We start from the raw sequence: 13653 nt of genomic DNA on the forward strand, positions 1-13653 counted from the left end.
CACGTGGGCGCGCATATGAACGCCCACACGGCCTATACCGTGCTCGATCTGATCGGCACGTTCGCGTTCGCGATCTCGGGCGCCGTGGCCGCGCGGCAACGGCGGCTCGATCTGTTCGGCATCGTCGTGGTGACGTTCATGGTGGCGTGCGGCGGCGGTATCGTGCGCGATGTCTGCATCGGCGCGATTCCGCCTGCGGGGCTGTCGAACTGGGCGTATCTCGCGGTCTCGCTGCTCGCGGCGGCGCTGACCATCGCCGCCTATCCTCAGGTGCGGCGGCTGCGCCATCCGGTGCTGTTCTTCGACGCGATCGGGCTCGGCCTGTTCGCGGTCGCGGGCGCGCAGAAAACGTGGATCTGGACCAACAGCGCGGAGACCGCCATCGTGCTCGGCATGGTGAGCGCCGTGGGCGGCGGCGTGCTGCGCGACATCCTGCTCTCGCGCGTGCCCGCGATTCTCGAACGCGAGATCTACGCGTCGGCGGCGCTGCTGGGCGCATCGGTGCAGATGGGGCTCACGTACTTCGACTGGTCGTCGTTCTGGACGCCGTGGGTGGCCACCGCCGCCTGCGTCGCGCTGCGGCTCGCGTCGCTTTACTACGGCTGGCGTCTGCCGGTGTTTCAGACGCGCGATCTCATGAAAAAGCCGCCGCGCAAAGCGGCGGCCGACGAGGCTTCGCAGGACGCGCACTGAGGCACATCGTGCATGCTCAGTGCGGCATGCTCAGTGCACGGCTGCCGGTTTTTCCTCGAACAGCACCAGACCCACGAGGCTGATGATTCCGCAGCCGAACACGTACCACGCGGGCGCGTAGAAGCTGCCCGTCGCGCGCCACAACGCGCCGACGGCGAGCTGTGCGAAGCCGCCGAACAGCGTCACGCCCACGGCGTAGATGATGCCGAGCGAGGTCGCCCGCACCTCGGGCCGCAGCGCTTCGAGCATCATCAGAAAACCGGCCGGGCTCGTGAGCGTCATCAGGCCGACCAGCACCAGCACGACCGCCAGCACCGTGCCCACCGAAGGCCACGCGGCAATCGCGGCGAAGGCCGGAAACAGCAGCGCGAGCGAGACGAGCGAACCGGCGGCGAGCATCGGCTTGCGGCGCTTGACGCGATCCGCGAGCCGCCCGGCCAGCGGCGAACCGACCAGCAGCACCACGCCCGCGATGCCGCCACTGGCCGAGGCGGCCGCCGTCGGCATATGCAGCGTCAGCGCGAGAAACGCGGGCAGGAAGAACACGATGGTGTACATCGTGCCGGTCGCGCCGATCACAAGCATGGTGCCCGCCACGATCTGGCGCAGCGGCAGCTTGCGGCGCACCGGAGCGGCCGCGCGGTTTGCGCTGCCGTTCGTCTGCGAAGCGGATACGGCATGCGCCGGCAAGGTATCGTCCAGACGCGAGCGCATCCAGAAGCCGATGGGCCCGATCGCGAGCCCGATCAGAAACGGCACGCGCCAGCCCCACGCGACCAGTTGCTCGTGCGTCAGCGACTTCGAGAGCAGCACCGCGATCAACGCGCCCGCGAGCGCCGCGCCGCCCTGGCTCGCCATCTGCCAGCTCACCAGCCTGCCGCGCTGGCCTTCGCGGCCCGCTTCCATCAGCAGCGTGGTCGCCGCGCCGACTTCGCCGCCCGCCGAAAAGCCTTGCAGCAGACGCCCGAGCACGATCAGCACGGGCGCGGCGAGGCCGATCTGCGCGTAAGTCGGCGCGAGGCCGATCAGCCCGGTGCCGAGCGCCATCAGCAGCACGGTGAGGATCAGCGCGGGCTTGCGTCCCGCGCGGTCCGCGTACGCGCCGATCAGCACGCCGCCGAGCGGTCGCACGACGAAGCCGACGCCGAAGGTCGCGAGCGACATCATCAGCGAGGTGAGGGCGTCGTGCGCCGGGAAGAACAACTGGCCGATCAGCGCCGAAAAGAAGCTGTAGACGGTGAAGTCGAAGAACTCCAGGCCGTTGCCGAGCGCGGCGGCGAGCACCATCGAGCGCTTCGTGCGCTTGGCCGAAGCGTCCGGGACTTCCGGTGCGCCCGAGGCGGCGCGTTCGTGTGCGACGTTCATGATGAAACCTTGTTCGGATGACAAGACCGGCGATGGCGCCGGATTAAAACCAGGTTAAAGCCGGAGCCACGCGCGTGGCTCCGTTCAAGCGCGGGCGTTACTGACTGCCCTTGATGCCTTCGCCGTCGCGGATGGTGATCTTCGTCGTGACCGAGCGCACGCCGCTCACGCCTTGCGCGATCGACGTCGCGAAGTCGATCTGCTTCTGGTCCGCGACCACGCCCGTGAGCGTCACGTCGCCGTCGTGCGCGCGCACGCGGATAAATGTCGCCTTGAGCCCCTGCTTGCGCGCCGCGCGCAGTGCGTGACGCACGTCGTTGGCGAGTGCGCGGTCGGCGACTTTGCTCGTGGTGTTCGTCGCCGGATGCATCGAGGCCGCGCCGGCCTGCGACGCGTTATCGCCCTGCGCGTGGGCGCTCAGGCTCGCGGTCACGCAGAGCGCGGCGGCGGCGAGGCGCAAAAAGATTCGCTGTTTCATGTCAGGTCTCCACGTTGATATTCGATCGTCCAATTCGCTGAAGCGCTGCTCAGAACTTGTGATACATGCCCACCAGCACGAGATGCGGCGACTGATACGCCGTCGTGCCTTCCGAGCCCGTATAGCTCGTCGCGATGTTATCGACGGTCGGCTGCATCGTCGGATATTTGCCGTACGTCGGCGTCGTGCCGGTGTTGTGGATCAGCGAGCCGCGCACGTAAAGCGCCGTGCGCTTCGAGAGGTTGTAGTCGTAGCCGAGCGTCACGCCGTACGAATGGCTGCCCGCGCCCGCCACGTCGCGATACGCGAGTTCCATGCGGAAATCGTTGCGCTGCAGGTAGCGATAGAGCGCGCCCAGCGTGTAGAGCGAGGCCACGCGGTCGCCTTCGAGACGCGGCGCGAGGAAGCTGTAGCCCGCCGACAGCACGTAGTTGCCGCGATCGTAGAGCAGGCCCGCCGCGAAGTTGTCGGTGCGCACGTACTGCGAGGTCGTCAGCGCGTTCAGGCCGTAATTGCCGATATAACTGAGCGTGCCGAACAGATGACCGTCGAAGTAGTTGAGCGCGATGGATTTGGTCTGGATGGTCGGCGCCGTCGAGCCCGAGTCGTGCAGCGCGAGCGCCACCTGCGCGTTCAGCGGCCCGAACCACGGCGACGAGTAGCTGACCGCATTGGTCAGGCGCGCCGCTTCGAAGCTCGCGCCGGGACCGAGATCGTAGGTCCACGCGGTGAGATACGCGACCGTCGAAACGGTGCCGACCTGGCCGAACACGTCGACGAACAGCGGCACGCCCACGTCGTCCTGCAAGCCGAACTTCAGCTCGCCGGTTTTCGCCGAGCCGATGCCTACCCACGCCTCGCGGTTGAACATCGTGTTCGTGCTGCCCAGCTTGCCGGTCGCCGCGTCGAAGCCGTTTTCGAGCGCGAAGCGCACGCGATAGCCGCCGCCCAGATCTTCCACGCCATACAGGCCGATCTTCGAGGTCCATTCGCCGCCGCTTTGCTGCACGAAGGCGGTCTGCGCGCCCTTGGTGAAACCGATCGACTGGTCGACGGCGCCATAGAGGCGCACGCCGGGCGTGTAGGCGCCGGTCGTCGCGTAAGGGATGCCCTGGAAGTAGTCGAGGAGAAACAGATCCGAGGTCTGTGCGAGCGCCGCGTGCGAGGCGCCGCCGAGCGCCGTGGCGCAGACGAGCAAACGTGCGGCACGCGTGGTCCGCGCGCGCCGGGGTTCGTGGGAAGACGACGTGTTGCTGCTTGCTGACATTGTTATTAGCTCTTCAGGTTGGTCAGAAACTGCGGGGAAAGCGGTGCGCGCGGGCGAGAAGCAGGGGGCGGCGCCGCCGTCGGTCCATCGATCAGGAATCCGTATCAAGTCGTGGTGATCCGGGGCGAGCCGCGCGAACGCGGCATCGCTGGGTCATCGAACAGGGAATGAACCTCAGCTCGCGCGCAGATACCGTTGCGTGAGCGCCACGAACCACGCCGCGCCGTAGGCGAGCGCGTCGTCGTTGAAGTCGTAGCCGGGGTTGTGCACCGAGCAGCCGCCCACGCTGCCCACGCCGTTGCCGATCAGCACGTAGCAGCCGGGCAGCACCTCGGTCATCCACGAGAAGTCTTCGCTGCCCATCACGGCGTCGGGCATCATCATCAGGCCGTGCGGGCCGACCAGCGATTCGATCGCGTCGATGGCGAGCAGCGTGGCGTTGCGCTCGTTGACGAGCGGGCGCGAGATCGCGTGATAGTCGACCGTGGCCGTCGCGCCGTACGACTGCGCCTGCAACTCGGCGATCGTGCGGATGCGCGCTTCGAGCAGGTTGCGCGTCTCGCTGTCGAGCGCGCGCACCGACAGCTGCAGCGTGGCCGTTTCGGGAATCACGTTGCCCGCCTTGCCCGCGTTGATCGCGCCCACCGTCACCACGGCGGCGCGCGTGGGCTCCACGTTGCGCGCGACGATGCTCTGCAAGGCCATCACGATGCTCGCCGCCGCCACCACCGGATCGCAGCCCAGTTGCGGCATCGCGCCGTGCGCGCCGCGTCCCGTCACGGTGATCGTGACCGAGTCCGACGACGCGAGCATGCAGCCGTGGCGCACCGCGAAGTGGCCCACGGGCACGCCGGGCGCGTTGTGCAGCGCGAACACCTGGTCGCACGGAAAGCGCTCGAACAGACCGTCGGCGATCATCTTCGAGGCGCCGCCCAAGCCTTCCTCTGCGGGCTGGAAAATCAGGTTGAGCGTGCCGTCGAAATCGGCGCTGGCGAGGTGATGCGCGGCGGCCAGCAGCGTGGCCGTATGGCCGTCGTGGCCGCAGGCGTGCATGGTCTGCGCGACGGTGCTCGCGTAGGGCAGGCCAGTGCTCTCCTGAATGGGCAGTGCGTCCATGTCGGCGCGCAGGCCGATCGCGCGCGTCGAGCTGCCGCGACGCAGACGCCCGACCACGCCCGTGCCGCCCACGCCCGTCGTCACCTCGTAACCCCATTGCGCGAGTTTTTCGGCGACGATCTGCGCCGTGCGCGTCTCCGCGAAGCCCAGTTCGGGATGGGCGTGAATATCGTGGCGAATCGCGATAAATGGCTGCTGTTGTTCGCGGATGGCGTCGATCAGGTCGGCGCGCTCGGGTGCGGCGGTGGCCTGGCTGTTGGCTTGCGGGATTTGCTGCGTCATGTCCTTGTCCTGAAGTCCGGGTGCGGTCGGCCGTGTTTGCCGTGTGGTGCAACGGCCGCGTTTGTTACAGACTAAGGACGATCGGTCGAAATAAAAAAGCAAAAATCGGCATGTCGATAACCGATGGTAATATCCACCGCATCATGAAAATCCACCAACTGAGAGCGCTGGTCGAAATCGCCGCCACGGGCACCATCAACGGCGCGGCGCGGCGGCTGCACGTGACGCAGCCCGCCATCACCAAGGCCGTGCGCGATCTGGAGGATGAGTGCGGCGTGCGCCTGTTCGAGCGCAATCCTTGGGGCGTGGTGCCGACCGCCGAAGGCGAGGCGCTGTTGCGGCGCTCGCGCACGGTGCTGCGCGAACTGGAGCGCGCCGAGGAAGATCTCGCGCATCTGAAGGGCCAGCGCGAAGGGCGGCTGGTGATCGGCGTGACGCCGATCGCGGGCACGGCGGGTCTCGCCGACGCCTTCGCCGATTTCCGGCGTCACTGGCCGCTCGTGACCGTCGAGTTTCGCGAGCTGGGCTTCAACCAGTTGCGCGAGCAACTGAGTAACCGCACGCTCGATCTCGCGTTCGCGGCGTTTCCGGCCAATCCCGCCGAGCACGATCCGGAAGCGGTCAAGACGCTGTTCGCGTTCGATTCCGTGTTCGTGACGCGCGCGCAGGGTGCGTTTGCGCGCGCCACGTCGCTCGCGCAATTGCAGGACGCCGAGTGGATACACACCGACGCCACCGACCATTACCCCGAGCGCATCCGCGCGATGTTCGAGCGCGAAGGGCTCGCGCCGCCGCGCCGCGTCACGCGCTGCACCTCGTACGGGCTGCTCTACGGTCTCGCGCTGAGCAACGACGCCGTGTTCGCCTGGACCCGCCATACGCTCGAAACGGCCGAGCTGGGCCGCGCCTTCGTCGAACTCGCGCTGCCGCAGCGTCCGCCTCCGCTGCAGCTATATCTCTACTCGCCGCCCGAGGCGCAGCTCACGAAACCGGCGGAATATTTCGTCGATTGCATCCTCGCCGTGGCCGCCGAACGCGGGCGCACGGGCCACGGCGGCACGGTGCTGAGCGGTGGCTGACGCACCGCCCATCGCTCTCTTTTCCGCACGATTGAAATGAAAAAGTAAGGTACGCGGCGCGCTGTCGGTGCACGCTCGCGTGGTCGCGCACGTCCGCTGCGTGCGGGTTTTGCCCAATTGCGCAATTTTCAATGCACATTTTGCCGCAGGCTGTTATAGTCGCGCCCCGCTGCAACCAGCCAGAAAGCACCTTTCCGGATGACGCGCTATATTTTTTAGACGCCATGTGCCTGGCCGGTTCGCATTGCACCCCTGCGTTGCCGCCGGGCGCCGCGTAAAACAACCCTGCGGTGCGGATGGATCGGCCCGTTTGCGTCTCCCGCTCTTGCCTGGTCAGGCACGGCGGACAGCGCCCGGACGGCACGGACAAACGAAAGAAGAATCCACCTGGGAGCTGACGTGAAATATCAACTGGGCGCACTCGTGCTGCTCGCAGCCAGTTCGGCTGCATCGGCGCAATCGAGCGTGACGCTGTATGGCCGCGTGGACGGCGGCATCGAATATCTGAATCACATTGCAAACGGCAACGGCGGCACCTCGAGCCGCTGGAGCGCGGAAGGCGGCGACTGGGGCACCAGCATGCTCGGCATGAAGGGCACCGAGGACCTCGGCGGCGGCACCAGCGCGCTGTTCGACCTCGAAACCGCGCTGCAGATCATGAACGGCACGTCGGGCGGCGGCAAACTGTTTTCGCGCCGCGCGTATGTCGGTTTGAAGAACGACACCTGGGGGCAAATCCAGGCCGGTCGCAATCTCTTCATCGACAGCGACGGCGTCTGGGAATTCGACCCGTTCGTGCAGCAGGCCGTGTCGTCGGCGTCGCTCGTGCGCGGGCGCAACTGGCAGCAGACCAGCAATAACGTCGAGTACCACAGCCCGGTGTGGAACGGCTTCGACGTGCAAGGCCAGTACGCCTTCGGCAACCAGACGAGCGGCTTCAACAATGGCGCGGACGGCGACTTCGGCCGCTCGGACGGCGTCATGCTGACGTACCACTCGCCGCTGTTCGACGTGCGCGGCATCTACGACGAGCTGCGCGACTCCAACGGCCGCTTCTCCAACATCTTCACCGCCTCGCGCGAATACTTCGTGGGCGGCAACCTGCGCATGGAGAAGTGGAAGATCCAGGCGGCCTACACGCATTACAGCGCGCCGGATTCGCCGGTGGGCGTGGCCGACTCGGCCGATCACTACTGGCTCGGCGCGACCTATCAGGCCACGCCGAAGTGGGCCGTCACGGCGGCCGGCTTCTATATTCATGTAGGCGAGGGCAGCGGCGACATTTCGCACGACCCGGGCAGCCACGCGATGCTCTACGCGCTCGGCACCACCTACAACCTGAGCAAGCGCACGTTCCTGTACGGCACCGTCGCGTACGTGGACAACAGCAAGAACGGCAACTTCTCGGTGTTCGCCACGCCGCGCGATTCGAGTTCGCCGACCAGCCCGAACGTGGGCGAGTCGCAGACCGGCGCGTACGTCGGGATGATGCACGTCTTCTAAAGGCTTTTTTCGCGGAGTGTTTTTCCGCATTGCCGGCCACTCCGGGCGTAGCGGAGTGGCTGGACGACTCGCCGGCGTTCGCGCCGGCGCGCCTCGCCGCCGGCTTTGTGTGAAAGACGAGGCAAGCGGCGTCCTCAAAAGAAGGTTGAGATCATCATGTCCAGATCCAGAGAATCATCATCGCCGGGGTTCATCGGCGTCATCACCCTAATCTTTATTGCGCTCACGTCGCTCTATCTGCTGATAGGCGGCGCGTACCTGCTTTCGCTCGGCGGCTCGGCGTACTACGTCATCACCGGCGTCCTGCTGCTCGGCGTGACGTGGCTGCTGTACCGCCGTCGCGCGTCCGCGCTGGTGCTCTACGCGCTCGTGCTCGTGGGCACCGCGATCTGGGCGCTGTGGGAGTCGGGGCCCGACTTCTGGGCGCTCGCACCGCGTTCGGGCGTCCTCGTCGTGTTCGGCGTGTGGCTGCTGCTGCTCGTGAGCTGGCGTCTCGAAGCGCCGCGCAAGCTCGGCGTGCAGACGCTCGTCGGCTCGCTCGTGATCTGGGCGGGCGTGCTCGTGTACGCCTGCTTCAACGATCCGCAGACGGTCAACGGCACGCTGAACGCGTCGACCGGCACGCCGGCCGCGCATGTCGACGGCATCGCGCCGTCCGACTGGCCCGCCTATGGCCGCGACCAGCAAGGCACGCGCTACTCGCCGTTGCAGACCATCACGCCGGATAACGTGAAGAACCTGCAGGTGGCCTGGACCTTCCGCACGGGCGACCTGAAAGGCCCGAACGATCCGGTCGAGATCACCAACGAGGTCACGCCGATCAAGATCGGCAATCTGCTCTACCTGTGCTCGCCGCACCAGATCCTGTTCGCGCTCGACGCGCAAAGCGGCCAGCTCAAGTGGAAGTTCGATCCGAAGCTGCAGCCGGACCCGTCGTTCCAGCACGTGACCTGCCGTGGCGTGTCGTACGTCGACCTGTCGGCGAGCGCGCAATCGGACGACGCTGCCGCACCGGCGCAAGCCGCTGCATCGGACGCCGCCGCTTCGAGCGCGACCGCTGCCGCCTCGGGCGCTTCGGCCACCGACGCCGCCGCACAAGCTGCCGCACCGGCCAGCGACGCACCGGCCACGCTCGCCGCCGCTCCGGCCGCGAACGCAGCCTGCACGCGCCGCATCTATCTGCCGGTCAACGACGGCCATCTCTACGCACTCGACGCCGAAACCGGCGCACCGTGCTCGGAGTTCGGCGATAACGGCAAGCTCGATCTGCAGCATGCGATGCCGGTCACGACGCCGGGCATGTACGAGCCGACGTCGCCGCCGATCATCACCAGCAAGGTGATCGTGGTCGCGGGCGCGGTCGAGGACAACTTCTCGAACCGCGAACCGTCGGGCGTGATCCGCGGCTTCGACGTGCGCACGGGCAAGCTCCTGTGGGCCTTCGATCCGGGCGCAGCCGATCCGAACAAGATCCCGGGTCCGGGCGAGCACTACACGTGGAACTCGCCGAACTCGTGGGCGCCGGCCGCCTATGACGCGAAGCTCGACATCGTCTATCTGCCGATGGGCGTGCGCACCCCGGACATCTGGGGCGGCGACCGCACGCCGGAGATGGAGCGCTACGCCAGCGGCCTGCTCGCGCTGCACGCATCGACCGGCAAGCTCGCCTGGTTCTACCAGACCGCGCACCATGACCTCTGGGACATGGACATGCCGTCGCAGCCGACGCTCGCGAACATCACCGACAAGGACGGCAAGACCGTGCCGGTCGTGTACGCGCCGGCCAAGACCGGCAACCTGTTCGTGCTCGACCGCCGCACCGGCGAGACCGTCGTGCCGGCGCCCGAACTGCCGGTGCCGCAAGGCGCCGCGCCGGGTGACCACACGTCGCCGACGCAGCCGTTCTCCGAACTCACGTTCCGTCCGAAGAATCTCCTCACGGACAAGGACATGTGGGGCGCGACGATGTACGACCAGCTGGTCTGCCGCGTGATGTTCCACAAGCTGCGCTATGAAGGCACGTTCACGCCGCCTTCGCTGCAAGGCACGCTCGTGTTCCCGGGCAACCTGGGCATGTTCGAGTGGGGCGGCATTGCACTCGACACGGATCGTCAGATCGCCATCGCCAACCCGATCGCGCTGCCGTTCGTCTCGCGTCTGATCCCGCGTGGTCCGGGCAATCCGCAGGAACCGCAACCGGGCGCGAAGGGCAGCGGTACGGAATCGGGCATCCAGCCGCAGTACGGGATTCCGTTCGGCGTGACGCTCAACCCGTTCCTCTCGCCGTTCGGTCTGCCGTGCAAGCAGCCGGCATGGGGCTACATCTCGGCCGTCGACCTGAAGACCAACGAGATCGTGTGGAAGAAGCGTATCGGCACCGTGCGTGACAGCTCGCCGATCCCGCTGCCGTTCAAGATGGGCATGCCGATGCTCGGCGGCCCGATGGTCACGGCCGGCGGCGTTGCGTTCATCGGCGCGACGGCGGACAACTATCTGCGCGCGTTCGACGTGAACAACGGCAAGCAGCTCTGGGAAGCCCGCCTGCCGGCAGGCGGTCAGGCTACGCCGATGACCTACTCGGTCAACGGTCGCCAGTTCGTGGTGATCGCCGCGGGCGGCCACGGTTCGTTCGGCACCAAGCTGGGCGACTACGTGATCGCTTACGCACTGCCGCAGTAAGGGCACAGCGGTGACAGGAGGCGCGGCGCGGCCGGCCGGAAACGCTCAGTTCGAGCGTGACCGTCCGGGCGCGCCGCGCCTTTTTTCATGCGCTTTTCGCAGGCATTTCATGGGCCTTTCGTGTATCCGAAGCGATTGTGGTATTTGTACCAAACAGTTAATTCGCGGATCGCGATGCGATTTCGCTGCGGTAAAATGCGGCGCTTTCGTGGCAGCGCTGGCAGGCTTGCGAGCACCGATGCCAGTATTCAGGAGTCGAAACGAGTCGTTTGATACGATGAGTCCGCCGGAACAGGCAGCATCTCCGGCCGCGTGAATCGCGTGGCCCGACATGCGGCTTCTCCCGCCATTCCCACCGCGCGCCGCGCAGCCGCGCACGCGCCGTTTTCCTGTTTTCCCGTATGCATTCAAGCTTCCGTGCGCCGTTCGGCCCGCACCGGTCTGTCTCACGCGCGCGCTCTTTCGGGCGTCGCCTGATGCCGTTCGCGCAGTTCGCACCGCGCGCGATTTCCGGGTTCCCGGCGCTCTCCGCGTTCATGCTGTGCGCCGCGCTGGCGTCGCATGCCGGCGACGCCCACGCGCAAAGCTCGGTCACGCTCTACGGCGCGATCGACACCAGCATCGAAATCACCAATCCGGGCGCGGGCTATGTCGCGCGCATGGATTCGGGCGCGTATCGCGGCTCGCGCATCGGCCTGCGCGGCGCGGAAGATATCGGCAATGGCGTGAAGATTCTCTTCGATCTGGAGAACGGCTTCGGTTCCGGCGACGGCACTTACGCGGTGGCCAACACGATCTTCAATCGTCAGGCGTGGATCGGCCTCGGCACGCCGTACGGCACGCTGCGCATGGGCCGCCAGTATTCGCCGATCTACATTCCGTTCAAGGGCGGACTCGACGCGTTCGGCGCGGGCACGATCGCCTCGGGCCTGAACAATCTCTCGAAGATCACGCCGTACGAGAGCAACGCGATCACGTATCTGTCGCCGGAGTACCACGGCTTCTCCACGACGATCATGGCCTCGCTGCGCAGCGCGAGCGACGGTGACGGCAACGGCCTCGCCGGACACATCGAAACCTTCGCCTATCACGACGGCCCGTTCCGCATTTCGTACGCGCATCAGCAGACGCACGGCTCGGGCGCGTTGCGCGCGAACCTCGGCGGCATGTCGTACGTCTACGGACCGGTCACGGGCTTTCTGTCGTTCTTCAACGGCGACGGCGGCACGCCGCGCTATCACGACGACGGCGTCTCGCTGTCCGCGCGCTATGCCGTCAGCGCGCGCTTCCGCGCCTCGCTCGGCTACACTTATATGCGCGACCGCTCGGGCGGCGACAACAACGCGGATCAATTCAGCGCCGCCTGCGAGTACGATCTCTCGAAGCGCGTGCTGCTCTACGCGAGCGCGGGCTGGCTGCGCAACCGCGGCGAAGGCGAGATGACGCTGCGCGGCGTGAACGTGACGGGCCTGACGCCATCGTGGCCCGGCGCGACGGTGCGTGGCGTGCAGTTCGGCATGATCGACCGCTTCTAGCCAGCTCAACCCGGTTCTTTTCAGCGCGGCGCCAGGAGAGGCGCGCAGGAGAAAACGTGACGCACACCATCGTCGGCGGGTCTCCGGTTTCTCCAAGCGGCGCGCGCGTCCATGACGGAGCGCGCCAGTGAGATTGCGCGCGCTGCCCGACTTCTCGCCGACGCGCGTGTTCCTGTTCACGGTTGCGCTGGGCGGCGCGGCGGGCGTGGACTTCGTCGCCTCGTCGATGATGGGCATCGCCGGCACGCACATCCGCGGCGGCGTGCACGCCTCACCCGAAGATTTCCTCTGGAGCATGACGTCCTACGCCGCGATGGCGAGCGTGGCGAATCTCATGCTCGCGCGCATCGCGCGACACACCAGTTATCGCTCGTACACCGTGGTGGGGCTGCTCGTCGCGGCCCTCGGCTCGCTGCTGTGCATGCTCTGCGATACGCCGCTCGAACTGACGATCGCCCGCGGCGTGCAGGGTTTCGGCGCGGGCGGTCTGTTCGCGGCTTCGCGCATCCTCATCCAGCTCGTGGCCGCGCGCGACGAACGCGGACCGCTGTTCATCGGCTTCAATATCGGCTCGCTGGGGCTCTCGGCGATCACGCCCTGGCTCGCCGCCGAACTCGTGGAAGGCGCCGCGTGGCAGATGGTATTCGCGATCCAGGTCGTGCTTGCGCTCGCGGTGCTGGTGCTCGTACTGCTCACGTATCCGCATCGCGTGACGCCCGCTGGCGGCCTCTGGGAACTCAACATCGATCCGATGGACTGGCCCGTGGTGATCCTCTTCGGCCTCGGCGCGATGGTGCTCATGCACGGACTCGGCGACCTGCGTTTCTATGAATTCGCGAGTTCGCCCTCGGTCGCGCTCACGCCGCTCGCGGGCGTCGCGCTGATCGGCGCGGCCTTCGTGCGGCTGCATCGCGAACCTCAACTCTGGCTCGATCCGCATGCGCTGCTTGGCCGCCGCTATCTCGTCGGCATTCTGTTTTACGCGATCTACTACTTCCTCAACGGCCTCTGGAATTATCTGATTCCGACGCTGCTGCAAAGCGGTTTCGGCTTCGGTTTTCAGGTGACGGGCGAAGTGCTCACATGGGCGTCCACCTTGAGTCTCGGCGCGATGCTGTGCTTCTCGCTGGTCGCGCCCAAGCTGTTCGGTCAACGCCGCTATATCGCGTTCGGTTACGTGCTGTTTTCCGTCGCGCTCCTGATGCTTTCGCTGCGCACGATGACCGGCGCGTCGATGGATGTGATCCTGCCCGCGCTGTTCCTGCAGGGCTTGACCGTGCCGTTCGTGATGGCGCAGGTCGCGGGCATGACCTTCGTCGATTTCGCCGAGGACGATTTCCAGCACGCCTACGCGTTCAAGAACATCGTGCGCCAGATCGCGACCGCGAGCGGCACGGGCGCGGCGAGTCTGTGGCTGCAATATGGCGAGGCGATTGCGCGCACGCGGCTCGTCGAGCGCATCACGCCGTTCGATCTCGGCGGCATGCCGCCCATGCCCGAGCTGATGCGCATGGCGTCCGAACTCGAAACCCAGGCGACGCTCGTGGCCAGCGCGAATCTGCTCTCCTGGCTGGCGGTGTTCTGCGGCTGCGTGGCCGTCATTGCGCTATTGATTCGCTGGCGTACGACGCCCGCCGCCTAAGCGTCAACGCAGAT

General features: G+C 66.7%; 10 protein-coding genes. 6 read left to right on the forward strand and 4 right to left on the reverse strand.

Features of this window, described 5'->3' with window-relative positions; translation table 11 throughout:
- The first annotated feature begins 15 nt into the window (after positions 1-15).
- Positions 16-693, forward strand: coding sequence for a trimeric intracellular cation channel family protein (locus tag G3N97_RS02050; protein ID WP_205991707.1), 678 nt, complete (start codon positions 16-18; stop codon positions 691-693).
- A 30-nt stretch (positions 694-723) separates the two neighbouring features.
- On the opposite strand, the gene G3N97_RS02055 is transcribed toward G3N97_RS02050, so the two are convergent.
- The 4 genes from G3N97_RS02055 to G3N97_RS02070 all read right to left on the reverse strand — a co-directional run bounded on the left by G3N97_RS02055 (position 724) and on the right by G3N97_RS02070 (position 5201).
- The gene (locus tag G3N97_RS02055) at positions 724-2058 is read right to left on the reverse strand and encodes an MFS transporter (protein ID WP_205991670.1); all 1335 of its coding nucleotides are present in this window, start codon (positions 2056-2058) and stop codon (positions 724-726) included.
- 97 nt (positions 2059-2155) lie between these two features.
- Complete coding sequence (locus tag G3N97_RS02060; RefSeq protein ID WP_205991671.1) at positions 2156-2536, reverse strand: BON domain-containing protein; 381 nt, start codon at positions 2534-2536, stop codon at positions 2156-2158.
- Between the two features lie 49 nt (positions 2537-2585).
- Complete coding sequence (locus G3N97_RS02065; RefSeq protein WP_205991672.1) at positions 2586-3803, reverse strand: porin; 1218 nt, start codon at positions 3801-3803, stop codon at positions 2586-2588.
- A gap of 174 nt (positions 3804-3977) precedes the next feature.
- On the reverse strand, positions 3978-5201 hold the full coding sequence (locus tag G3N97_RS02070) for a M20 aminoacylase family protein (RefSeq protein WP_205991673.1): 1224 nt from the start codon (positions 5199-5201) through the stop codon (positions 3978-3980).
- Positions 5202-5344: 143 nt separating this feature from the next.
- Here G3N97_RS02070 and G3N97_RS02075 point away from each other — a divergent pair, with 143 nt between their 5' ends.
- The 5 genes from G3N97_RS02075 (at position 5345) to G3N97_RS02095 (ending at position 13639) form a co-directional block, all read left to right on the forward strand.
- Positions 5345-6280 (forward strand): LysR family transcriptional regulator, encoded by a 936-nt coding sequence (locus G3N97_RS02075; protein ID WP_205991674.1) that lies wholly within the window; start codon positions 5345-5347, stop codon positions 6278-6280.
- Between the two features lie 399 nt (positions 6281-6679).
- The gene (locus G3N97_RS02080) at positions 6680-7783 is read left to right on the forward strand and encodes a porin (protein ID WP_346778006.1); all 1104 of its coding nucleotides are present in this window, start codon (positions 6680-6682) and stop codon (positions 7781-7783) included.
- 156 nt (positions 7784-7939) lie between these two features.
- On the forward strand, positions 7940-10462 hold the full coding sequence (locus G3N97_RS02085; RefSeq protein ID WP_205991675.1) for a glucose/quinate/shikimate family membrane-bound PQQ-dependent dehydrogenase: 2523 nt from the start codon (positions 7940-7942) through the stop codon (positions 10460-10462).
- A gap of 536 nt (positions 10463-10998) precedes the next feature.
- The gene (locus G3N97_RS02090; RefSeq protein ID WP_241030330.1) at positions 10999-11997 is read left to right on the forward strand and encodes a porin; all 999 of its coding nucleotides are present in this window, start codon (positions 10999-11001) and stop codon (positions 11995-11997) included.
- 127 nt (positions 11998-12124) lie between these two features.
- Entirely contained in the window at positions 12125-13639 is a 1515-nt protein-coding gene (locus tag G3N97_RS02095) for an MFS transporter (protein ID WP_346778007.1), read from the forward strand.
- Positions 13640-13653: the final 14 nt, after the last annotated feature.

The organism is Paraburkholderia sp. Ac-20347 (genome assembly GCF_017104805.1).
GTDB classification, from domain to species: Bacteria; Pseudomonadota; Gammaproteobacteria; order Burkholderiales; family Burkholderiaceae; genus Paraburkholderia; species Paraburkholderia tropica.